Source organism: Pseudomonas sp. FA117 (assembly GCF_057370475.1).
In genome coordinates, this window is record NZ_CM170675.1 from 3,007,375 (window position 1) to 3,028,363 (window position 20,989).

The 20,989-nt window shown below is 66.4% G+C and carries 20 protein-coding genes and 1 pseudogene; 16 read left to right on the forward strand and 5 right to left on the reverse strand.

Annotated features, from left to right (window positions below; translation table 11 throughout):
• Nucleotides 1-48: 48 nt before the first annotated feature.
• Nucleotides 49-648, reverse strand: a complete 600-nt coding sequence (paaY, locus tag AC1TXO_RS13810) for a phenylacetic acid degradation protein PaaY (protein WP_486402283.1) — start codon at nucleotides 646-648, stop codon at nucleotides 49-51.
• 318 nt (nucleotides 649-966) lie between these two features.
• Between paaY and paaF the strand changes: the two genes are divergently transcribed.
• The 15 genes and pseudogenes from paaF (at nucleotide 967) to paaZ (ending at nucleotide 16,396) form a co-directional block, all read left to right on the forward strand.
• Entirely contained in the window at nucleotides 967-1,740 is a 774-nt protein-coding gene (gene paaF, locus AC1TXO_RS13815; RefSeq protein ID WP_486402284.1) for a 2,3-dehydroadipyl-CoA hydratase PaaF, read from the forward strand.
• 38 nt (nucleotides 1,741-1,778) lie between these two features.
• Entirely contained in the window at nucleotides 1,779-2,570 is a 792-nt protein-coding gene (gene paaG / locus AC1TXO_RS13820) for a 2-(1,2-epoxy-1,2-dihydrophenyl)acetyl-CoA isomerase PaaG (protein WP_486402285.1), read from the forward strand.
• Between the two features lies 1 nt (nucleotide 2,571).
• Nucleotides 2,572-4,089: a 3-hydroxyacyl-CoA dehydrogenase PaaH gene (gene paaH, locus AC1TXO_RS13825; protein WP_486402286.1), complete on the forward strand. Its 1,518-nt coding sequence runs from the start codon at nucleotides 2,572-2,574 to the stop codon at nucleotides 4,087-4,089.
• Entirely contained in the window at nucleotides 4,082-4,537 is a 456-nt protein-coding gene (paaI, locus tag AC1TXO_RS13830) for a hydroxyphenylacetyl-CoA thioesterase PaaI (protein WP_486402287.1), read from the forward strand. Before paaH ends, paaI begins: the two co-directional genes overlap by 8 nt.
• Nucleotides 4,530-5,750: a 3-oxoadipyl-CoA thiolase gene (pcaF, locus tag AC1TXO_RS13835; RefSeq protein ID WP_486402288.1), complete on the forward strand. Its 1,221-nt coding sequence runs from the start codon at nucleotides 4,530-4,532 to the stop codon at nucleotides 5,748-5,750. The genes paaI and pcaF overlap by 8 nt, the downstream gene beginning before the upstream one ends.
• Nucleotides 5,751-5,861: 111 nt before the next feature.
• The gene (gene paaK / locus AC1TXO_RS13840; protein WP_486402289.1) at nucleotides 5,862-7,181 is read left to right on the forward strand and encodes a phenylacetate--CoA ligase PaaK; all 1,320 of its coding nucleotides are present in this window, start codon (nucleotides 5,862-5,864) and stop codon (nucleotides 7,179-7,181) included.
• Nucleotides 7,182-7,403: 222 nt separating this feature from the next.
• Nucleotides 7,404-8,393: a 1,2-phenylacetyl-CoA epoxidase subunit PaaA gene (gene paaA, locus AC1TXO_RS13845; protein WP_486402290.1), complete on the forward strand. Its 990-nt coding sequence runs from the start codon at nucleotides 7,404-7,406 to the stop codon at nucleotides 8,391-8,393.
• A 26-nt stretch (nucleotides 8,394-8,419) separates the two neighbouring features.
• Complete coding sequence (gene paaB, locus AC1TXO_RS13850) at nucleotides 8,420-8,701, forward strand: 1,2-phenylacetyl-CoA epoxidase subunit PaaB (RefSeq protein ID WP_004374528.1); 282 nt, start codon at nucleotides 8,420-8,422, stop codon at nucleotides 8,699-8,701.
• Nucleotides 8,702-8,709: 8 nt separating this feature from the next.
• A complete protein-coding gene (gene paaC / locus AC1TXO_RS13855; protein WP_486402291.1) occupies nucleotides 8,710-9,468 on the forward strand; it encodes a 1,2-phenylacetyl-CoA epoxidase subunit PaaC in 759 nt (252 codons plus the stop codon).
• Complete coding sequence (gene paaD / locus AC1TXO_RS13860; protein ID WP_486402292.1) at nucleotides 9,455-9,988, forward strand: 1,2-phenylacetyl-CoA epoxidase subunit PaaD; 534 nt, start codon at nucleotides 9,455-9,457, stop codon at nucleotides 9,986-9,988. Before paaC ends, paaD begins: the two co-directional genes overlap by 14 nt.
• A 15-nt stretch (nucleotides 9,989-10,003) precedes the next feature.
• Entirely contained in the window at nucleotides 10,004-11,080 is a 1,077-nt protein-coding gene (gene paaE / locus AC1TXO_RS13865) for a 1,2-phenylacetyl-CoA epoxidase subunit PaaE (RefSeq protein ID WP_486402293.1), read from the forward strand.
• 106 nt (nucleotides 11,081-11,186) lie between these two features.
• Nucleotides 11,187-11,495 carry a DUF485 domain-containing protein gene (locus AC1TXO_RS13870; RefSeq protein WP_486402294.1) on the forward strand — a complete coding sequence of 103 codons (309 nt, stop codon included), beginning with the start codon at nucleotides 11,187-11,189 and terminating at the stop codon, nucleotides 11,493-11,495.
• Nucleotides 11,486-13,054: pseudogene (locus tag AC1TXO_RS13875) on the forward strand (cation acetate symporter); the annotation flags it as partial. The gene AC1TXO_RS13870 and the pseudogene AC1TXO_RS13875, both read left to right, overlap by 10 nt.
• A gap of 33 nt (nucleotides 13,055-13,087) precedes the next feature.
• Entirely contained in the window at nucleotides 13,088-14,320 is a 1,233-nt protein-coding gene (locus AC1TXO_RS13880) for an OprD family porin (protein ID WP_486402295.1), read from the forward strand.
• Nucleotides 14,321-14,344: 24 nt separating this feature from the next.
• Complete coding sequence (paaZ, locus tag AC1TXO_RS13885; RefSeq protein WP_486402296.1) at nucleotides 14,345-16,396, forward strand: phenylacetic acid degradation bifunctional protein PaaZ; 2,052 nt, start codon at nucleotides 14,345-14,347, stop codon at nucleotides 16,394-16,396.
• A 22-nt stretch (nucleotides 16,397-16,418) separates the two neighbouring features.
• On the opposite strand, the gene AC1TXO_RS13890 is transcribed toward paaZ, so the two are convergent.
• The 3 genes from AC1TXO_RS13890 to AC1TXO_RS13900 are packed head-to-tail and all read right to left on the reverse strand — an operon-like array spanning nucleotide 16,419 to nucleotide 19,165.
• Nucleotides 16,419-17,330 carry a LysR family transcriptional regulator gene (locus AC1TXO_RS13890; RefSeq protein ID WP_486402297.1) on the reverse strand — a complete coding sequence of 304 codons (912 nt, stop codon included), beginning with the start codon at nucleotides 17,328-17,330 and terminating at the stop codon, nucleotides 16,419-16,421.
• A 27-nt stretch (nucleotides 17,331-17,357) separates the two neighbouring features.
• Nucleotides 17,358-18,023 (reverse strand): TraX family protein, encoded by a 666-nt coding sequence (locus AC1TXO_RS13895; protein WP_486402298.1) that lies wholly within the window; start codon nucleotides 18,021-18,023, stop codon nucleotides 17,358-17,360.
• Nucleotides 18,024-18,073: 50 nt separating this feature from the next.
• Nucleotides 18,074-19,165: a metal-dependent hydrolase gene (locus AC1TXO_RS13900; RefSeq protein ID WP_486402299.1), complete on the reverse strand. Its 1,092-nt coding sequence runs from the start codon at nucleotides 19,163-19,165 to the stop codon at nucleotides 18,074-18,076.
• 191 nt (nucleotides 19,166-19,356) lie between these two features.
• Here AC1TXO_RS13900 and AC1TXO_RS13905 point away from each other — a divergent pair, with 191 nt between their 5' ends.
• Entirely contained in the window at nucleotides 19,357-20,241 is an 885-nt protein-coding gene (locus AC1TXO_RS13905) for an alpha/beta hydrolase (protein ID WP_486402300.1), read from the forward strand.
• 12 nt (nucleotides 20,242-20,253) lie between these two features.
• Here AC1TXO_RS13905 and AC1TXO_RS13910 read toward each other — a convergent pair whose 3' ends face one another.
• Nucleotides 20,254-20,985 (reverse strand): hypothetical protein, encoded by a 732-nt coding sequence (locus AC1TXO_RS13910; RefSeq protein WP_486402301.1) that lies wholly within the window; start codon nucleotides 20,983-20,985, stop codon nucleotides 20,254-20,256.
• Between the last annotated feature and the right edge of the window lie 4 nt (nucleotides 20,986-20,989).

Genomic DNA, 20,989 nt, shown 5'->3' on the forward strand with positions numbered 1-20,989 from the left:
CTATACCTTTACCCCGCCTGCCCTGACCATGGCGCGACAGCGCGATGTTCATGCGCCCTGCCCCGTCTTGGGCCGCAGGCCGGTGTCGCCCATGCGCGGTCGTGCAGCTTCGGGCTCTGCGAGTGGCGGGCACTCCACCATCGAGACCATGCAGCGTCGGGCCAGCGCCTGGTATTCCTGGGTGCCACGCTGTTTCCAGGCCACTTCATCGTCGCTCAGCATGCGCCGGGCCTGGGCCGGAGAGCCGACCACCAGGTGCTGCGCCTGGCACTCGAACCCGGCCTTGACGAATGCCGTGGCTGCCACGATGCAGCGCGGCGCGATGTGCGCGCCATCCATCACCACCGCATTCATGCCGACCAGCGCATCGGCACCGATCCGGCATCCATGCAAGACCGCGCCATGGCCGACATGGCCGTTGCGCTCGATCACCGTGTCGCCGCCGGGGAAGCCATGCATGACACAGGTGTCCTGCAGGTTGGCGCCCTCCTCCAGGATGATGCGCCCGAAGTCGCCGCGCAGCGCTGCAAGCGGGCCGACATAGCAGCCAGGGCCGACGATCACGTCTCCGATCAGCACGGCAGTGGGGTGGACATAGGCAGTGGGATGCACCACGGGGGTCAGGCCATCGAGGCGGTAGCAAGGCATGATTGATGACTCATTGTGATTCATGGATTTGATAAATCATGTATCACTTTAAGGCCACCAGTCAATTTCGCCCCTTGCGTATCGCTTTACATCCCAGGCTATCCCAAAGTGAACAGGTACGCGCCCCAGGAGCGGCGTCACATCGCGCGACGAGCGCAAAGCGGCGACAACCGAAGCGACAGCATAACAAGATACACATTATTAATTTCTATCTTGATATTGCGTATCGCTTTAGGCATATACTTGCCCCATTCTGCAACCGACTCCAAGAACAAGCCGGCCCCTGCCGGCGCCAAACGTGCAGCCTGAGGTACCACCATGCCAAGCAACCTCGTTGTGCAGGCCCCGGCGGACGGTGTCCGCCTGATCACCCTGCATCGCCCGCAGGCGCTCAATGCGCTGAACACCGCGCTGCTGGCCGAGCTCGCCGATGAACTCGACGCCGCCGCCCAGGATGAACACACCCGTGCCGTGGTGATCACCGGCAACCGCAAGGCCTTCGCCGCCGGTGCCGACATCAAGGAGATGGCCGAGCGCGACCTGGTCGGCGTGCTCAACGACCCGCGGGTCATGCACTGGCAACGCATCGCCGCCTTCCCCAAACCGCTGGTCGCTGCAGTCAACGGCTTCGCCCTGGGTGGTGGCTGCGAACTGGTCATGTGCGCCGACATCGTCATCGCCGCAACCGATGCCCGCTTCGGCCAGCCCGAGATCAACCTCGGCATCATTCCAGGTGCCGGTGGCACCCAGCGCCTGCTGCGCGCCGTCGGCAAGCCGCTGGCCATGCAGCTGGTACTCACCGGCGAGAGCATCGACGCCCGCCATGCCCTGCAGGCCGGGCTGATCAGTGAGCTGAGCGAGCCGGAGCTCACTGTCGAACGCGCCCTGCAGGTCGCCCGCAGCATTGCGCAGAAGGCGCCGCTGGCCGTGCGCCTGGCCAAGGAAGCCCTGCTCAAGGCCCAGGACACCGACCTTGCCAGCGGCCTGCGCTTCGAGCGCCACGCCTTCACCCTGCTGGCCGGCACTGCCGACCGCGACGAGGGCATCCGTGCCTTCCAGGAAAAACGTCCGGCCAGCTTCATCGGCCGCTGAACAACCCGACTTCACCGACCGACGGAGCGCGTCTGCCCATGAGCTTCCAGCACATCCTGTTTTCCATCGAGGACGGCGTCGCCCTCCTCTCGCTCAACCGTCCCGAGCAACTCAACAGCTTCAACAGCGCCATGCACCTCGAAGTGCGCGAGGCGCTCAAGCAAGTGCGCCAGAGCGAGCAGGCCCGGGTACTGCTGCTGACCGGTGAAGGCCGGGGTTTCTGCGCGGGCCAGGACCTGTCCGACCGCAACGTCGCACCCGGCGCCGAGCGGCCTGACCTGGGCCAATCCATCGAGCAGTTCTACAACCCGCTGATCCGCAGCCTGCGCGACCTGCCTATGCCGGTCATCTGTGCGGTCAACGGCGTGGCGGCCGGTGCCGGGGCCAATATCCCGCTGGCCTGCGACCTGGTGCTTGCCGCCCGCTCGGCAAGCTTTATCCAGGCCTTCTGCCGCATCGGCCTGATCCCCGATTCCGGCGGCACCTGGTTACTGCCGCGACTGGTCGGCATGGCCCGGGCCAAGGCGCTGGCCATGCTGGGTGAGCGCCTGGGCGCCGAGCAGGCCGAGCAGTGGGGGCTGATCCACCGCGTGGTCGACGATGCCGAACTGCGCGACGAAGCCCTGCGCCTGGCGCGGCACCTTGCGACCCAGCCCACCTACGGCCTGGCGCTGATCAAGCGCAGCCTCAACGCCAGTTTCGACAACAGTTTCGATGAACAGCTTACCCTCGAGCGCGACCTGCAGCGCCTGGCCGGGCGCAGTGACGACTACCGCGAAGGCGTCAGCGCCTTCATCGACAAACGCTCCCCTGCGTTCAAGGGGTGCTGAGATGAGCCCCTTGCAGCTCGACGCCCAGGTTGCAGTGATCGGCGCCGGCGCCATGGGTGCCGGGATCGCCCAGGTCGCCGCCCAGGCGGGGCATCCGGTTCGCCTCTACGACAACCGCCCGGGCGCCGCCGCGCAGGCCATCGACGGCATCGTCCGGCAGCTGACGCGACAGGTGGACAAAGGCCGGCTGAGTGCAGCCGAGTGCGTAGCCATCAGCGCTCGCCTGGAGCCGGTGGAAAGTCTCGAAGCGCTGGCCGATGCCGCCCTGGTGATCGAGGCGATCGTCGAAGACCTGGCCGTCAAGCAGCGCCTGCTGGGTCAGCTCGAAGCCTTGTGCAGCGACCGCTGCATCCTCGCCAGCAACACCTCGTCGCTGTCGATCACCCGTCTTGGTGCAGGGCTTGAGCGGCCCGGGCGCGTGGTCGGCATGCACTTCTTCAACCCCGCGCCGCTGATGGCACTGGTGGAAATCGTCGCAGGGCTGGCCAGCGACCCGCAAGTGCTCGACACCCTGTACGCCACCGCCAAGGCCTGGGGCAAGCAACCGGTACACGCCCGCTCGACCCCGGGATTCATCGTCAATCGCGTGGCCCGGCCGTTCTACGCCGAAAGCCTGCGCCTGCTGCAGGAAGGCGCTGGCGACTGCGCCACCCTCGACGCACTGCTGCGTGAGGCCGGTGGCTTTCGCATGGGCGCCTTCGAACTCACCGACCTGATCGGCCACGACGTCAACTACGCTGTCACCTGCTCGGTATTCGACGCCTACTATGGCGACTTCCGCTTCCAGCCCTCGCTGCTGCAGAAAGACCTGGTGGATGCCGGACGCCTGGGACGCAAGAGCGGCCACGGCTTCTACGATTATGCCCAGGACGCCGAACGTCCACAGCCTGTCGAGCTGCACAGCGACGCCGATGTCCCGCACTGCGTGGTCGAAGGTCACCTGGGCGCCATGCAGGCCCTGTTGCCGCGCCTGCGGACTGCCGGCGTCACCCTGACCGAACGCGCCGGCAGCGGCCTGCTGCGGGTCGGCGATGCCACCCTGGCCCTGTCGGACGGCCGCCTGGCCAGCCAGCGCGCCCGCGACGAGGGCCTGGAAAACCTGGTGCTGATCGACCTGGCCCTGGACTACGCCAGCGCCAGCCGCATCGCCATCAGCTGGGCCAGCAGCACTGCAGCGCACGCCCGCGACCAGGTCGTCGCCCTGCTGCGCAGTGCCGGCCTGAACGTCAGCGCCCTGGCCGACGTCCCCGGCCTGCTGGTGCTGCGTACCGTGGCCATGCTCGCCAATGAAGCGGCCGACGCCGTCCTGCAGGGCGTCGGCTCGGCGGCCGACATCGACCTGGCCATGCGCGCCGGGGTCAATTACCCGCAAGGGCCGCTGGCCTGGGCTGACCACATGGGCCTTGCGCACACCCTGCGCACCCTCGAGCACCTGCAGCAGGCCTACGGTGAAAGCCGTTACCGCCCGTCCCTGCTGCTGCGCCGTACCCTCGCCGAAGGAGGTCGCCTGCATGACTGACACCCCCCGCAGCGCCGAAGCGCTGGCCCGTGCCTGCGCCAACGCCATGTATGCCCGCGACCACGCCACCCAGGGCCTGGGCATCGAACTGCTGGATGCCGGCCCCGGCAGCGCACGCCTGCGCATGACCGTACGCGCCGACATGATCCAGGGCCACGCCACCTGCCATGGCGGCTTTCTCTTCGCCCTGGCCGATTCGGCGTTCGCCTTTGCCTGCAACAGCCACGACGAAGCCACCGTGGCCCTGGGTTGCAGCATCGACTACGTGATCCCGGCTCTGCTGGGCGACCAACTCACCGCCATCGCCCACGAGCAGGTGCGCAAGCGCCGCACCGGCCTGTACGACGTGCGCCTGGAGAACCAGCGCGGCGAGCTGGTGGCGATCTTCCATGGCAAATCCTACAAGTTGCGCGGCAGCGTGCTGGCGCAGGAGACCCAAGATGACTGAACCGACCCTTCAGGACGCCCTGATCATCGATGCCGTGCGCACGCCCATCGGCCGTTACGGCGGCGCCCTGAGCAGCGTGCGTGCCGACGATCTGGCAGCGATCCCGATCAAGGCCCTGGTCGAGCGCCATCCCCAGCTGGACTGGCGCGCCATCGACGATGTGATCCTCGGCTGCGCCAACCAGGCCGGCGAAGACAACCGTAACGTCGCGCGCATGGCCACGCTGCTGGCCGGGCTGCCGGTGGACGTGCCCGGCACCACCCTCAACCGCCTGTGCGGGTCGGGCCTGGACGCCATCGGCAACGCCGCCCGTGCCCTGCGCTGCGGCGAGGCCGGGCTGATGCTTGCGGGAGGCGTCGAGTCCATGTCCCGAGCGCCTTTTGTCATGGGCAAGGCCGAGCAGGCCTTCGGTCGCGGGGCCGAACTGTTCGATACCACCATCGGCTGGCGCTTCGTCAACCGGCTGATGCAAGCACAGTACGGCATCGACTCGATGCCCGAGACCGCAGAGAACGTTGCCGAGCAGTTCGGCATCTCCCGCGCCGACCAGGACGCCTTTGCCCTGCGCAGCCAGCACAAGGCAGCCGCCGCCCAGGCCAATGGCCGTCTGGCGAGGGAAATCGTTGCGGTCGAGATCGCCCAGCGCAAGGGCCCTCCCAAGCTGGTCGAGCAGGATGAGCACCCACGCGGCGACACCACCCTGGAGCAACTCGCGCGCCTGGGCACGCCGTTTCGCGAAGGCGGCAGCATCACGGCCGGCAACGCCTCGGGAGTCAACGATGGCGCCTGTGCATTGTTGCTGGCCAGCAGCAGCGCCGCCCGCCGTCACGGCCTCAAGCCGCGCGGACGGATCGTCGGCATGGTCGCAGCAGGCGTCGAACCACGGATCATGGGCATCGGCCCGGTACCGGCGACACACAGGGTGCTGGAGCTCACCGGGTTGTCGCTGGCCGACATGGACGTGATCGAACTCAACGAGGCCTTCGCCGCCCAGGGCCTGGCGGTGCTGCGCGAGCTGGGCATTGCCGACGACGATCCACGGGTCAACCCCAACGGTGGCGCCATCGCCCTGGGCCACCCACTGGGCATGAGCGGCGCACGCCTGGTCACCACGGCGCTGCACGAGCTTGAGCTGAATGCTGGCCGCTATGCGCTGTGCACCATGTGCATCGGGGTCGGCCAGGGCATCGCCATGGTCATCGAGCGCCTCTGAGGCCCTTCGACCAACGGACCGCGACCCACGCAACAACGGGCAGTATGCTGCCCTGCATGACACTCACGGCCCCTCGACGGGCCGCCGTACAAGAACAACTCGAGTGAAGCCATGAACATGTACCACGATGCCGAACGCGCCCTGCTTGACCCGATGGAAACCGCCAGTGTCGACGCCCTGCGCCAGCACCAGCTCGAGCGCCTGCGCTGGAGCCTGGGTCACGCCTACGCCAATGTGCCGCTGTATCGCCAGCGCTTCGACGCCTGCGGCGCTCACCCCGATGACCTGAAATCCCTCGAAGACCTGGCGCGGTTCCCCTTCACCGGCAAGAGCGACCTGCGCGACAACTACCCCTACGGCATGTTCGCCGTGCCGCAGCAGGAGGTGGTGCGCCTGCACGCCTCCAGCGGCACCACCGGCAAGCCGACCGTGGTCGGCTACACGCAGAACGACATCGACACCTGGGCCAACGTGGTCGCCCGCTCGATCCGCGCCGCAGGCGGACGCAAGGGCGACAAGGTGCACGTCTCCTATGGCTACGGCCTGTTCACCGGCGGCCTGGGGGCGCACTACGGCGCCGAGCGCCTGGGCTGCACGGTGATCCCCATGTCCGGTGGCCAGACCGAGAAGCAGGTGCAACTGATCCGCGACTTCCAGCCCGACATCATCATGGTCACGCCCTCCTACATGCTCAATCTCGCCGACGAGATCGAACGCCAGGGCATCGACCCCCACGACCTCAAGCTGCGCCTGGGCATCTTCGGTGCCGAGCCCTGGACCGACGAACTGCGCCGCTCCATCGAACAACGCCTCGGGATCAATGCGCTGGACATCTATGGCCTGTCGGAAATCATGGGGCCAGGCGTGGCCATGGAGTGCCTCGAGACCAAGGACGGCCCGACCATCTGGGAGGACCACTTCTACCCCGAGATCATCGATCCGGTCACGGGCGAGGTACTGCCGGACGGGCAACTGGGCGAGCTGGTGTTCACCTCGTTGAGCAAGGAAGCGCTGCCCATGGTGCGCTACCGCACTCGCGACCTGACCCGCCTGCTGCCGGGTACGGCCAGGCCGATGCGGCGGATCGGCAAGATCACCGGGCGCAGCGACGACATGCTGATCATCCGCGGGGTCAACGTGTTCCCCACGCAGATCGAAGAACAGGTGCTGAAAATAAAACAGCTTTCAGAGCTTTACGAGATATATCTGTATCGCAACGGAAATCTCGATAGCGTCGAGGTGCACGTGGAGTTGCGTGCCGACAGCCAGCACCTGGACGAGGCCGCGCGCAAGGCGCTTGTGGGTGAACTGAGCAAGCAGATCAAGACCTACATCGGCATCAGCACGCAGATCCGCCTGCAGCCCTGCGGCACGCTCAAGCGCTCGGAGGGCAAGGCTTGCCACGTCTATGACAAACGGTTGGCCAGCTGATTTTCGATTCGGCTGCCTTTTCCGCCCCGGCCTGGCCCGGGGCTTTTTTTTGCCCCGGATTTGCCGGCCCTATCGCGGGACGAGCCCGCTCCCACAGCCCCGCAATGGGGCGTAATGTGATACACAATTTTATCTGATACATTATTTTATGTTTGATGTTAGATCGCGTATCGCTTATAAAAGACTCCATGCCCCAACCACCCCTGAGGCGGGAGCCCGAACATGTACGCACAGCTAGTCGAAACCGGCGTCAAACGTGTCAAGTCACTGGAAGAGATGTCGCCCGAAGAGCGGCACTTCCAGGAGAAGATCGACGCCGAGATCAAGATCGAACCGAAAAACTGGATGCCCGAGGCCTACCGCCAGACCCTGATCCGGCAGATCTCGCAGCACGCCCACTCGGAAATCGTCGGCATGCTTCCGGAAGGCAACTGGGTGACGCGCGCCCCCAGCCTCAAGCGCAAGCTGCAGCTGATGGCCAAGATCCAGGACGAAGCCGGCCACGGCCTGTACCTGTACAGCGCCATGGAAACCCTCGGCGCCGACCGCGACGAAGAGATCGCCAAGCTGCACAGCGGCAAGGCCAAGTATTCGAGCATCTTCAACTACCCGACCCTGAGCTGGGCCGACATGGGCGCGGTCGGCTGGCTGGTCGACGGCGCGGCGATCGTCAACCAGGTGGTACTGCAACGCACCTCCTACGGCCCCTATTCGCGGGCGATGATCCGCATCTGCAAGGAAGAGAGCTTCCATCAGCGCCAGGGCTACGAGCTGCTGCTGACCATGATGCGCCACGGCACCCAGGCGCAGAAGGACATGGTCCAGGACGCCATCAATCGCCTGTGGTGGCCCTCGCTGATGATGTTCGGCCCCAGCGACGAACACTCGCCCAACAGCGCCCAGTCGATGGCCTGGAAGATCAAGCGCCAGACCAACGACGAACTGCGCCAGCGCTTCATCGACCAGACCGTGCCCCAGCTCGAACTGCTCGGCTGCACCGCCCCGGACCCGGCACTGAAGTGGAACGCCGAGCGCGGCCACTACGACTTCGGCGAGATCCAGTGGGATGAATTCTATGAAGTGATCAAGGGCAACGGCCCGTGCAACCAGGAGCGGGTCGCCACCCGCCGCCAGGCCATCGAAGACGGGGCCTGGGTCCGCGAGGCCGCCGTGGCCTACGCACGCAAGCAACAGAACAAGAACGCCGCCTGAAGCGGCGACCGATGCGGAGATCGAACATGTCTGTCTGGACCCTCTACGAAGTATTCGTGCGCAGCAAGCACGGCCTGAACCACAAGCATGTCGGCAGCGTGCATGCCGCCGACGCCGCCATGGCCATCGAGAATGCCCGCGAGCTGTATACCCGACGCAGCGAAGGCGTGAGCCTGTGGGTGGTGCCTTCGGCGCTGATCACCGCCTCCTCGCCCGACGAGAAAGACCCGCTGTTCGCGCCGTCTGACGACAAGGTCTACCGCCATGCCAGCTTCTACGAACTGCCCGACGAAGTCGGACACATGTGAGGCCGACCATGCATAGAGACGATCTGATCCCCTACCTGCTGCTGCTCGGCGACAGCGCCCTGATCCAGGGCCAGCGCCTGTGCGAGTGGTGTGGCCACGCCCCGGCGCTGGAAGAAGAACTGGCGCTGATGAATGTCGGCCTCGACCTGGTCGGCCAGGCGCGCAACTGGCTCGAGTACGCCGCCGAACTGCTGGACGACGGCCGCGATGCCGATGCCCTGGCCTTTCGCCGCGACGAACGCGCCTTCCACAATCTGCTGCTGGTCGAGCAACCCAACGGCGACTTTGCCGTGACCATGACCAAGCAGTTCCTCTACGACGCCTGGCACCTGGCGATGCTCGAGGGCCTGTGCGCCTCCAGCGATCCGCGCATCGCCGGCATCGCCGCCAAGGCGCTCAAGGAGGTCACCTACCACCTGCGCCGCTCCGCTGAGTGGGTGCAACGCCTGGGAGGCGGCACCGACGAAAGCCGTCGCCGCATGCTCGCTGCGATCCCGGCCCTGTGGCGCTTCACCGTGGAGCTGAGCCAGGGCAGTGAAAGCGAGACACGCCTGGCCGCAGCGGGTATCGCCGCAGATCCTGCGCAAGTGGGTCACGCCTGGCTCGTCCAGGTCAGCGCCGTCTTCGCCTCGGTCGAGCTGCCGCAACCCGCGCCCGCCAGTCATTTCTACCTGAGCGGTCGCAAGGGATTGCACACCGAACACCTGGGCCTGCTGCTGGCCGAGATGCAGTTCCTGCCACGGGCCTACCCCGATGCGACCTGGTGAGCTGATCGCCGGCGACCGCGGCGCCCGCAGCCTGCGCGAGGGTGACCTGGCACGGGCCTGGACGGTACTGGAGCAGGTCATGGACCCGGAAGTGCCGGTGGTCAGCGTGGTCGACCTGGGCATCGTGCGCGACCTGAACTGGCGCGCCGGCCACCTGCACCTGGTGGTGACGCCGACCTACTCCGGCTGCCCGGCGACCGAGGTGATCGAAGGCGACATCCGCCAGGCGCTGGAACAGGCCGGCTTCGCCCAACCCGAACTGGAGCGGCGCCTGACCCCGGCCTGGAGCACCGACTGGATCAGCGAGCAGGGTCGCCAGCGCCTGCAGGTCTATGGCATCGCTCCGCCGCAGGGCAGCGCCAGCAAGCGCAGCCTGCTTGGCGAGACGCCCCAGGTGTGCTGCCCGCAGTGCGGCAGCGCACACACCGAATTGCTCAGCCAGTTCGGCTCCACGGCCTGCAAGGCGTTGTATCGCTGCCGCGAGTGCCTGGAGCCGTTCGACTATTTCAAATGCATTTGAGCCGTGGAGACGACCATGAGCCAGTTTCACAGCCTGACCATCAAGCATGTGCGCAACGAGACCCGTGACGCGGTGTCGATTGCCTTCGAGGTCCCCGACCACCTGCAGGAGGCGTTCCGCTTCACCCAGGGGCAGTACCTGGTGATGCGGACCTTTCTCGACGACGAGGAAGTGCGCCGCTCCTATTCGATCTGCAGCGCCGTGCAGGAGGGGGAGCTGCGGGTCGCGGTCAAGCGCGTGCCCGGCGGGCGTTTCTCCGCCTTTGCCAACGAGACGCTCAAGGCCGGCCACCGCCTGGAGGTGATGCCCCCGAGCGGCAATTTCTTTGTGCCGCTGGACGCCGAACGTCACGGCCACTACCTGGGCGTGGCCGCAGGCAGCGGCATCACGCCGATCCTGTCGATCATCGCCACGACCCTGGCCTGCGAGCCCAACAGCCGCTTCACCCTGCTGTACGGCAACCGCGCCAGCAACAGCGCGTTGTTCCGTGACCGCCTCGAAGACCTGAAGAACCGCTACCTGGATCGCCTCAACCTGATCTTCGTGTTCAGCCGCGAACAGCAGGATGTCGATCTGTACAACGGCCGTATCGACGCCGACAAGTGCGGTCAGCTGTTCTCCCGCTGGATCGACGTGCAGGCCCTCGATGCAGCCTTCATCTGCGGGCCGCAGGCGATGACAGAAACCGTGCGCGCCAGCCTCGAAGACAACGGCATGCCACGCGAACGCATCCATTTCGAGCTGTTCGCCGCCGCTGGCAGCGAAACCCGGCGCGAAGCCCGCGAGGCCGCGCGCCAACTGGACTCGGCGCTGAGCCATATCACCGTGATCAGCGATGGCCGCGCACTGGCCTTCGACCTGCCGCGCAACAGCCAGAACCTTCTCGATGCCGGCAATGCCATCGGCGCCGAACTGCCCTATTCGTGCAAGGCCGGGGTGTGCTCGACCTGCAAGTGCCGGGTGATCGAGGGCGAGGTGGAAATGGACAGCAACCATGCGCTGGAGGACTACGAAGTGGCCGCCGGCTATGTGCTGTCGTGCCAGAGCTATCCGCTGAGTGATCGGGTGGTGCTGGATTTCGATCAGCTTTGAGACCGCGTCGCCTTCATCGCGGGCTCGTCCCGCGATGAGGCCGCCAGCAACCCCGCAACCCCTGCGTGACCTGAAAAAACAATTACAAGACAGAGGACCGCTTCCCATGACACCCGAGCACATCGACGCCATCAGCAACCACCCGGACTTCCAGCAACTGATCCGCCGCAAGCGCCGCCTCAACGGCGGCCTGACCCTGGCCATGCTCGCCGCCTACTACGGCTTCGTGCTGCTGGTGGCTTTCGCCCCCGGCCTTCTCGGCCAGTCGCTCAGCGGCGGCGTGACCAGCGTCGGCATGCTGGTGGGCGTACTGATGGTGCTGCTGTCGTTCGCCCTCACCGGCATCTACATGCACCGCGCCAACCGCGTCATCGATCCGCTCAACGACAAGGTTCGCCAGGAGTGCGCCCAATGAACTGGACTGCCATCTCGATGTTCATGGTGTTCGTCTGCTTCACCCTGCTGGTGACCCGCTGGGCCGCGGCACGCACCCGTTCGACCAGCGACTTCTACACCGCAGGCGGCGGCCTGACCGGCATGCAGAACGGCCTGGCGATCGCGGGCGACATGATCAGCGCGGCCTCCTTCCTCGGCATTTCGGCGATGATGTTCATGAACGGCTACGACGGCCTGCTCTACGCCCTGGGCGTGCTCGCCGGCTGGCCGATCATCCTGTTCCTGATCGCCGAGCGCCTGCGCAACCTGGGCAAGTACACCTTCGCCGACGTGGTCTCCTATCGCCTGGCGCAGGCACCGGTACGCCTGAGCGCGGCCTTCGGCACCCTGACCGTGGCGCTGCTGTACCTGGTGGCGCAGATGGTCGGCGCCGGCAAGCTGATCGAGTTGCTGTTCGGTATCAGCTACCTCTATGCAGTCACCCTGGTGGGCGTGCTGATGGTGCTGTACGTGACCTTCGGCGGCATGCTCGCCACCACCTGGGTACAGATCATCAAGGCGGTGATGCTGCTGTCGGGCACCACCTTCATGGCGTTCATGGTGCTCAGGCACTTCGGTTTCAGCACCGAGGCGATGTTCGCCAGCGCCGTGGCCGTGCATGCCAAGGGCCAGGCGATCATGGCCCCCGGCGCCTTGCTGTCCAACCCTATCGACGCCATCTCGCTGGGCCTGGGGATGATGTTCGGCACCGCCGGGCTGCCGCACATCCTGATGCGCTTCTTCACCGTCAGCGACGCCAAGGAAGCGCGCAAGAGCGTGTTCTATGCCACGGGTTTCATCGGCTACTTCTACCTGCTGCTGATCGTCATCGGTTTCGGTGCCATCGTCATGGTCGGCACTGAACCGGCCTACCGCGATGCCAGCGGCGCGATCATCGGCGGCGGCAACATGATCGCCGTCCATCTTGCCCAAGCGGTAGGCGGCAACCTGTTCCTGGGCTTCATCTCCGCGGTGGCCTTCGCCACGATTCTTGCCGTGGTCGCCGGCCTGGCGCTGTCCGGCGCCTCGGCCATCTCCCACGACCTCTATGCCTGCGTGGTGCGCAAGGGCCAGGCCAGCGAGCAGGAAGAAATGCGCATGTCGCGCATCGCCACCCTGCTGATCGGCCTGCTCGCCGTGCTGCTGGGGCTTCTGTTCGAGTCGCAGAACATCGCCTTCCTCTCCGGCCTGGTGCTGGCCATCGCCGCCTCGGTCAATTTCCCGGTGCTGCTGCTCTCGATGTTCTGGAAGGGCCTGACCACCCGCGGCGCCGTGGCCGGCAGCATGGCAGGGCTGGTCTCGGCCATCGTGCTGGTGGTGCTGGGGCCTGCGGTGTGGGTCAACGTGCTGCACAACGAGCGCGCGCTGTTCCCCTACAGCAACCCGGCGCTGTTCTCCATGAGCCTGGCCTTCCTCGGTGCCTGGGCGTTCTCGGTCAGCGACGGCTCGCAGCGTGCCAGCGAGGAACGTGGCCGCTACCTGGGCCAGTTCATTCGCTCGATGACCGGTATCGGCGCCGCAGGCGCCAGCAAGCACTGAACCCTTGAACCTCGAATGTCGGATATAACAACAATGAACCACACTCGTCTCAAGTCGGCCGCCTGGCTGGCCACCCTTGCCCTGCCCCTGCCGGCCCTGGCCGACTTCGTCGCCGACAGCCACGCCCGCGTCGAACTGCGCAACCACTACATCAACCGCGACTTCCGCCAGTCCGGCGCGCCGCAATCCAAGGCCGAGGAATGGGCCCAGGGCTTCACTGCACGCTTCGAGTCGGGCTTTACCGAAGGCCCGGTCGGCGTGGGTGTCGATGCCATGGGGCAACTGGGGATCAAGCTCGACTCCAGCCGCGACCGGCGCAACACCGGCCTGCTGCCCTTTGGTGCGAACAGCCTGGAGCCGGTGGACGACTACAGCGAGCTGGGGCTGACCGCCAAGCTACGCGTCTCCAAGAGCACGCTGCGCCTGGGTACGCTGCAGCCGATCCTGCCGGTGGTGGTGTACAACGACACGCGCCTGCTGTCGTCGACCTTCCAGGGAGGGCTCTTGACCATCCAGGAGCTCGCCGGCCTGACCGTCAACGCCGGACGCCTGACCAAGGCCAACCTGCGCGACTCCTCCGGGCGCGACGACATCGGCTACGGCACGGCCAGCAGCGACCACTTCGACTTCGGCGGCGGCAGTTACGCGATCACCCCGCAGACCACCGTCAGCTACTACTACGCCAAGCTCGACGAGATCTACCGCCAGCAGTACCTGGGCCTGTTGCACACCCAGCCCCTGGCCGAAGGCATGAGCCTGCGCAGCGACCTGCGCTACTTCGACAGCCGCGGCGACGGCGCCGAGCGTGCCGGGCGCATCGACAACCGCAACTTCAACGCCATGTTCACCCTGGGCGTACAGGCCCACAAGTTCACGGCCACCTGGCAGCAGATGTCCGGTGACAGCGCCTTCCCCTTCCTCAATGGCGGTGATCCGTACACGGTCAACCTGGTCACCTACAACACCTTCACCCGTGCCGGGCTCGATTCCTGGCAACTGCGCTACGACTACGACTTCGTTGCCCTGGGCATTCCCGGCCTGAGCTTCATGACCCGCTACACCGATGGCCGCCACGCCGAAACCGCGACGGTCAGCAATGGCCGCGAGCGCGAGCGCGACACCGACATCACCTACGTCATCCAGAGCGGCCCGTTCAAGGACGTCAGCCTGCGCTGGCGCAACGTCACCTTCCGTTCCGGCAATGGCCTGACCAATGCCCTGGACGAGAACCGCCTGATCATCGGCTACACCCTGGCGCTGTGGTAACCGCGCCCCTCAAAGGAGAACAGCATGTCTGACGCCCACACCCTGCAGAGCTTCATCGCCGGCCGCTGGATCGGCCAGCACGGCGCCCAGGCCCTGCGCAGCGCCCTGGACGGTCATGTCCTGGCCTACAGCCACGAAGAACGCCCCGACTTCGCCGAAGCGCTCGACTTCGGTCGGCGCCAGGGCCTGACCGGGCTCATGGCCCTGGACTTCCAGCAGCGCGCGGCCCGGCTCAAGGCCCTGGCGCTGTACCTGGCCGAACGCAAGGAACAGCTCTACGCCCTCTCCCACCACAGCGGCGCGACCCGCGCCGACAGCTGGATCGACATCGAAGGCGGCAACGCCACGCTGTTCTCCTACTCCGGCATCGGCACCCGCGAACTGCCGTCCGGCAACTTGCTGCACGAAGGCCCGGCCATCGCGCTGGGCAAGCAGGGCCGCTTCGCCGGCAGCCACATCCTGGTGCCGCGCACCGGTGTGGCGGTGCACATCAACGCCTTCAACTTCCCGATCTGGGGCATGCTGGAGAAATTCGCACCGACCTTCCTCGCCGGCATGCCGTGCATCGTCAAGCCGGCAACTTCCACCAGCTACCTGACCGAAGCCGTGGTGCGCCTGATCGACGCATCCGGCCTGCTGCCGCCCGGCAGCCTGCAACTGGTGATCGGCAGTACCGGCGATCTGCTCGAGCGCCTGCAGGGCCAGGACCTGGTGACCTTCACCGGCTCCGCCGATACCGCCGCCAAGCTGCGCATGACCCCGAACCTGGTACGCAACTCGGTGCCGTTCACCGCCGAAGCCGATTCGCTGAACTGCGCCATCCTCGCGCCCGACGTGACCCCGGACGACGAGGAGTTCGACCTGTACGTCAAGGAGGTGGTGCGCGAGATGACCACCAAGGCGGGACAGAAGTGCACCGCGATTCGCCGCGTCATCGTGCCGGCGAAACACCTGGACGCCGTTGCCACCCGTCTGCGCGAGCGCCTGGCCAAGGTGGTGGTGGGCGATCCGTCGGTCGAAGGCGTGCGCATGGGCGCGCTGGCCTCCCACGACCAGCAGCGTGACGTCGGTGAGCGCGTGCACAGCCTGCTGCAAAGTTGCGACCTGCTGTTTGGTGCCGACGATGGCTTCGCACCGCGTGGCGAGGGCGTGGCCGAGGGCGCGTTCTTCGCCCCGACCCTGCTGCAGGCGCGCAATCCGCACGCCGAGGGTGGCGCCCACGACATCGAGGCATTCGGCCCGGTGAGCACGTTGATGGCCTACAACGACCTGGACGAAGCCCTGGCCCTGGCAACCCGTGGCAAGGGTAGCCTGGTGGCGACGCTGGTAACCCGCGACCGCGCCACCGCCGCCAAGGCCATTCCCGCCGCCGCCGCCTGGCACGGCCGCCTGCTGGTACTCGATCGCGAGGCTGCGCCAGAGTCCACCGGCCACGGCTCGCCGCTGCCGCAGCTCAAGCACGGCGGCCCTGGGCGTGCCGGGGGCGGCGAAGAGCTCGGCGGCCTGCGCGCGGTCAAGCACTACCTGCAGCGTGCCGCGATCCAAGGCTCGCCGAGCATGCTGGCGGCGATCACCGGCGAGCATGTACGCGGCGCCGAAGTGATCGAGACCGAGGTACATCCGTTCCGTCGCTACTTCGATGAACTGCGCATCGGCGAGTCGCTGCTGACCCACCGACGTACCGTCACCGAGGCAGACCTGGTGAACTTCGGCTGCCTGTCGGGCGATCATTTCTACATGCACTTCGACGAGATCGCGGCGAAGCAGTCGCAGTTCGGCAAGCGCATCGCCCACGGTTACTTCGTGCTGTCGGCGGCTGCCGGGTTGTTCGTCTCACCGGGCGAAGGGCCGGTGCTGGCCAACTACGGGCTCGACACCCTGCGCTTCATCAACCCGGTGGGCATCGGCGATACGATCCAGGCGCGGCTGACCTGCAAGCGCAAGATCGACCAGGGCAAGACCAGCCCGCTCGGGCAGCCACAGGGCGTGGTGGCCTGGGATGTGGAGGTGACCAACCAGATGGGTGAGCTGGTGGCCAGCTACGACATCCTGACGCTGGTGCTCAAGAAAGGCTGATCGTCCCGGCCCGATCCTGCACTCAGCGCTCCCAGGGTACGCCTTGCTCCCACTCGGCCACCAAAAGGTCGATGAAGCCGCGTACCCGCGGAGACAGGTGACGCTTGCTCGGGTAGACGATGCGGATCGGGTCGGCCGGCGGTCGATAGCTTTCCAGCACCTCGACCAGCGTGCCGGCCCGCAGGTCGTCACCGGTGATGTAGGTGGGCAGGTGGATCAGCCCGAAACCTGCACGGGCGCCATCGAGCATGGCTTCCGAGCTGTCGATGTTCAGCCGCCCCGGCTCCTGGCACAGGTGCAGCCCCTGATCGGTGTGAAAGCGCCAGGGGCTGGGTTTCTCGCCCGCCAGGAAGGCGATCTTGTCATGGCCGTACAGGTCCGCCGGGACCTGCGGCACGCCATGGCGCTGCAGGTACTCGGGCGAGGCGCAGGTGACGAACCGCTGCCAGCCCACGGTGCGCGTCAACAGCTGCGAGTCCTCCTTCGGCGCGCCAATCCGGATCGCCACGTCCACACCCTCTTCCACCAGGTCGACGAAGCGGTCGGTGAAACGAATGTCGGCGCGCAGCTGCGGCCACTGCTTGAGGTAGATGTCGAGGATCGGCCGCACATGGCGCTGACCGAGCGACAGCGGTGCGGTCAGGCGCAAGGTACCGGTCGGCCGCCCACGGCGCTGGGCCATGGTGGTCTCGACCTCGTCCAGGTCATCGAGGATCTGCCGCCAGCGCTCGAAGGCGACCTGCCCCTCGTCCGTAAGGCTCAGCTTGCGCGTGGTGCGGTTGAGCAGGCGCACGGCCATGCGCGCCTCGAGGCGCGCGATGCTCTTGCCCACCGCCGAGCGAGTCAGCCCCAGGCCAGCCGCGGCAGCAGTGAAGCTGCCGGCCTTCACGGCACTGACGAAGGCGGCGATATCGCCGAAGCGGTTGGGTTCCATGGGCATTTTCCTGGATGGCGGGGTTGCTCAGGTTGGGGGCAAAACCAGAGATTGCAAGGCCTTGATCAGCAGCAGGTGCAATGGGTAGAACCCATAGGCCCAGCGTCCCACGGGCATGATCGACCCGCTCTGAAAAGCCAGTATGCGCCAGCCCAGCGGTATCGCCATGGCAGCGCTGGCCATCACCAGCAGCGAAAACGGCTGCCACGGATGAGCCTGGAGCCAACTGTTGGTCAGGTTGCCAGCCACCGCCAGCAGGCATGGCAACACCCAGGCCAGCCAACCTTTGCGCCACAGCATCAGGCAGGCTGCAGGCAGCAGCACCCCTGGCAGGCCGTACATCAGCAGGTCGTCGAACCACCCGGCGAGCAGCACGCTGGCCACGCCGACAAGACGTGCCACGCGCAGAGGATGGTGCACACTCCACGCAATCAGCAGGCCAAGTGTCAGTGTGGGCATCACGCTGAAGGTCTGCGAGCCGGTGTCCAGCCAGCGATAAGGGCCTTCGGACAGCACCGAGAATGCCAGCATCCAGCCCAGGTAGCGGGCATTGGCCGCTGTATACACCGCGCCAGGCCGGCTGCGCGCCACGTGCCAGGCAATGACCAGGCAGAACAGTGGAAACGCCAGGCGACCGAGTACAAACAGCCCGTCGGCGTTGGGCCACAGGTAGCGCAGATGGTCGGCGACCATGCACAGGATCGCCGTCCACTTGACCCGGTCGAGCCCGGCGCTGCGGCTGTTCAGCGGGTCACCTCGGCATGCGGCGGCGCGCCGATGGCCCGTGCCGTCCAGGCAGCCAGCGGCAGCGGCGGTTGCTGCTCGAAGATGCGCCGCCAGATCAGGCTCAGGTCATGACCGTTGAACATCGAGCCCACGCCATCGTCGAGCCAGCGCGAGGGGGTATCGACGATCCACTGGCCCTGGCCGTCACGATGGGCCATGCGGAAGCGGAAGCTGTAGCTGCCGGGAATGCCCATGCGCAGGTCGGTCACCACCAGTGCATCGCCTATCACGTCGTAGCGCAGCCAGTCATCGGTGAACCAGCGCAGGCGCGCATGCAGCGGGGCATCGGCCAGCACCTTCGCGGCGTCCAGGTTCAGCGGCAGGCGCAGCATCTCCGGCGGCTCGCGGTCGAACACACTGCCGACCCCTTCGTAGTAGAAACCGTAAGGGGTCTTGGCCAGGACCCGCCAGACCAGGCTGTTGAAAGCCATGGGCACCGCACGCACCTCGCTGGCGACCACACCCTGGCGCTCCAGCGCCACTTCGAAGCGCTGCTCGACGGTCATGCGCCCGGCCAGGCCAAACGCCAGGTAGGCCGTGCTGAAGGCCAGCGCCACCACCATCAGCGTGGTCGCCCGATCCTTGATCCCATGCCACGCGGCATAGGCGACGGCCAACAGCAAAGGCACGGTGTACACCGGGTCGATGATGAACACGGCGGCCCAGCTCTGCGGCGTGAGCGCCAGCGGCCAGAACAGCTGTGTGCCGTAGACCGTGAAGGCATCGAGCACAGGATGGGTGACCAGCACCAGCCAGAACGCCAGGAACAGCCGCGGCCAGCGGTAGCCCTTGTCGGGCCAGCGCCGTCGGCCGAGCCAGGCGACACCCCAGGCCAGCAGCAGCGCCAGGCCGGTCAGCACGAAGATCGAATGCGAAAAGCCGCGATGGTAGGTCATCTGCGAGACGGGGTCGGCGTAGTGGATCACCACGTCCAGGTCCGGCACGGTGGCCAGTGCCGCCCCGTACAGCAGCGAGCGACGGCCCTGGATGCGGCCGAGCACCGTCCCTTGCAACGCGGCGCCGAGTACGGCTTGGGTGATCGAGTCCAAGGTGAGCCTTCCATCGGTTGAATCAGGCAAACCTACCCTCAGGCACCCGCTCGGGCAAGGCCCTGAGCGGCACGAACAGCGCCTGGGAAACAGCTTGCAAACATGTCATGCAACCACTGGGGAGAAATTTCCTGCCTACGGACCACGGCTTCTGCTAAAACGCGACGGTTCCCCTGCTGCCGAAGACGCCCATGACCGAATCCCTGCTGACCCACTTCAAACGCCGCTGGCTGGCCTGGCTGGCCATGACCCTGCTGGTGGTGGGCCTGCCGGCAGGCTGCGCCGTGCTCCAGCACAAGGAGCGGGAACTGGTGTTTCGCATCGAACCGGGCCAGGCCAGCTGGTTCCGCGGATTGCCGGCCGAGGTGCAGGAACTGGACCTGCGCCCGCGCAGCTTCACCGACGGCCAGAGCCTGCACGCCTGGTGGTGGCCGGCCAGGCGCGCCGATGCCCCGGCGATTCTCTACCTGCACGGCGTGCGCTGGAACCTCACCGGCCAGTTGTTCCGCATCGAGCAACTGCATGCCATGGGCTATTCGGTGCTCGCCGTGGACTACCGCGGCTTTGGCCAGAGTCGGGGCGACCTGCCGTCCGAGGCCACGGTCTACGAAGATGCACGCATCGCCTGGGAGCGCTTCGCCCAGCTGCAGCCGGTAGCGGGCAAACGCCTGATCTTCGGCCATTCGCTGGGCGGTGCGGTGGCGGTGGAACTGGCCTCGGAACTGAGCCGCCATGCGCGTGAGGATGGCCAGCCGGTCCCCGCGCGCGGGCTGATCCTGGAGTCGACCTTCACCTCCCTTGGCGACGTTGCCACCGCAGTGGCCGACACCTCGCTGCCGGTGCGCTGGCTGCTGTCGCAGAAGTTCGACTCGCTGGGCAAGATCGCCGAGGTCGGCCTGCCGCTGCTGTTGGTGCACGGCCAGGATGATCGCTTCGTCCCGCCACGTTTCAGTCAGGCGCTGTTCGACGCCGCGCAGGAGCCCAAGACCCTGCTGCTGGTGCCCGGGGCCACCCACAACAACAGCATGAGCCTGGCGGGTCAGCGCTACCGGCGGGCAATCGAGGCGTTGCTCTGAGCGTGCCGACACTCACTGCACCGGCAGGAAGTTCATCAACAACAGGCTTTGCGCATAGTTGAGGCCGATACGCCGGTAGCGCTCGTCGAGCATCTGCGCCAGCAGGTCCAGGCGCGCGACGATCTTGCCGAATTCGACCGCGAAGCTCAGATTGCTGCCTTCCTCGGAGATTTCGTTGGAGAACAGCAGCAAAACGCCGTTGGCGTCCTGGCGCTGGCTGAGCATCCAGGTGGCCTTCTCGATGTTGCGCGCAGCGTTGTTGACGAACAACGGATCGATGGCGTCGGTCATGTAGAACTCGGTACGACCGCCATGGGCGGTGACCAGCATGCTGCCGATGGCATAGATGAACGCCCCGACCCGGTCGCCACGAAACTCCGGGCTCAAGGCATAGCTCAAGGCTGCCAGGTCGCGGCGCTCGCCCAATTGCGGCAGCGGCTGGCGCTGCTCGATGGCTTGGCGGATCTGCCGTTCGGCGGTGGCGGCATCCAGGTAGCCGGACTGCCTCCACTGGTTGGGATTGCGCAGGTACAGCTTGTTCATCAGCAGGTACAGGCTCTGCAGGTTGTCACGCATCGACAGGGTCGCCATGCGGTCGACGCTGGTCTGGAACAACTCGCTCGGCTGGCCATTGCCCAACTGCGTGAACAGGTCGCGGCCATCCTGCGCGGTACAGGCGCACAGGCCGGTCATGACACCCGCAAGCAACAGGCGGGTGCAGCGATGAAAGACAGAAACGGGCATCTGC

Excerpts from the sequence above, each read along its gene's own strand:
- paaY (WP_486402283.1), bottom strand. The coding sequence starts at position 648 with ATGCCTTGCTACCGCCTCGATGGCCTGACCCCCGTGGTGCATCCCACT.
- paaF (WP_486402284.1), top strand. The coding sequence starts at position 967 with ATGCCAAGCAACCTCGTTGTGCAGGCCCCGGCGGACGGTGTCCGCCTG.
- paaG (WP_486402285.1), top strand. The coding sequence starts at position 1,779 with ATGAGCTTCCAGCACATCCTGTTTTCCATCGAGGACGGCGTCGCCCTC.
- paaH (WP_486402286.1), top strand. The coding sequence starts at position 2,572 with ATGAGCCCCTTGCAGCTCGACGCCCAGGTTGCAGTGATCGGCGCCGGC.
- paaI (WP_486402287.1), top strand. The coding sequence starts at position 4,082 with ATGACTGACACCCCCCGCAGCGCCGAAGCGCTGGCCCGTGCCTGCGCC.
- pcaF (WP_486402288.1), top strand. The coding sequence starts at position 4,530 with ATGACTGAACCGACCCTTCAGGACGCCCTGATCATCGATGCCGTGCGC.
- paaK (WP_486402289.1), top strand. The coding sequence starts at position 5,862 with ATGAACATGTACCACGATGCCGAACGCGCCCTGCTTGACCCGATGGAA.
- paaA (WP_486402290.1), top strand. The coding sequence starts at position 7,404 with ATGTACGCACAGCTAGTCGAAACCGGCGTCAAACGTGTCAAGTCACTG.
- paaB (WP_004374528.1), top strand. The coding sequence starts at position 8,420 with ATGTCTGTCTGGACCCTCTACGAAGTATTCGTGCGCAGCAAGCACGGC.
- paaC (WP_486402291.1), top strand. The coding sequence starts at position 8,710 with ATGCATAGAGACGATCTGATCCCCTACCTGCTGCTGCTCGGCGACAGC.
- paaD (WP_486402292.1), top strand. The coding sequence starts at position 9,455 with ATGCGACCTGGTGAGCTGATCGCCGGCGACCGCGGCGCCCGCAGCCTG.
- paaE (WP_486402293.1), top strand. The coding sequence starts at position 10,004 with ATGAGCCAGTTTCACAGCCTGACCATCAAGCATGTGCGCAACGAGACC.
- AC1TXO_RS13870 (WP_486402294.1), top strand. The coding sequence starts at position 11,187 with ATGACACCCGAGCACATCGACGCCATCAGCAACCACCCGGACTTCCAG.
- AC1TXO_RS13880 (WP_486402295.1), top strand. The coding sequence starts at position 13,088 with ATGAACCACACTCGTCTCAAGTCGGCCGCCTGGCTGGCCACCCTTGCC.
- paaZ (WP_486402296.1), top strand. The coding sequence starts at position 14,345 with ATGTCTGACGCCCACACCCTGCAGAGCTTCATCGCCGGCCGCTGGATC.
- AC1TXO_RS13890 (WP_486402297.1), bottom strand. The coding sequence starts at position 17,330 with ATGGAACCCAACCGCTTCGGCGATATCGCCGCCTTCGTCAGTGCCGTG.
- AC1TXO_RS13895 (WP_486402298.1), bottom strand. The coding sequence starts at position 18,023 with ATGGTCGCCGACCATCTGCGCTACCTGTGGCCCAACGCCGACGGGCTG.
- AC1TXO_RS13905 (WP_486402300.1), top strand. The coding sequence starts at position 19,357 with ATGACCGAATCCCTGCTGACCCACTTCAAACGCCGCTGGCTGGCCTGG.
- AC1TXO_RS13910 (WP_486402301.1), bottom strand. The coding sequence starts at position 20,985 with ATGCCCGTTTCTGTCTTTCATCGCTGCACCCGCCTGTTGCTTGCGGGT.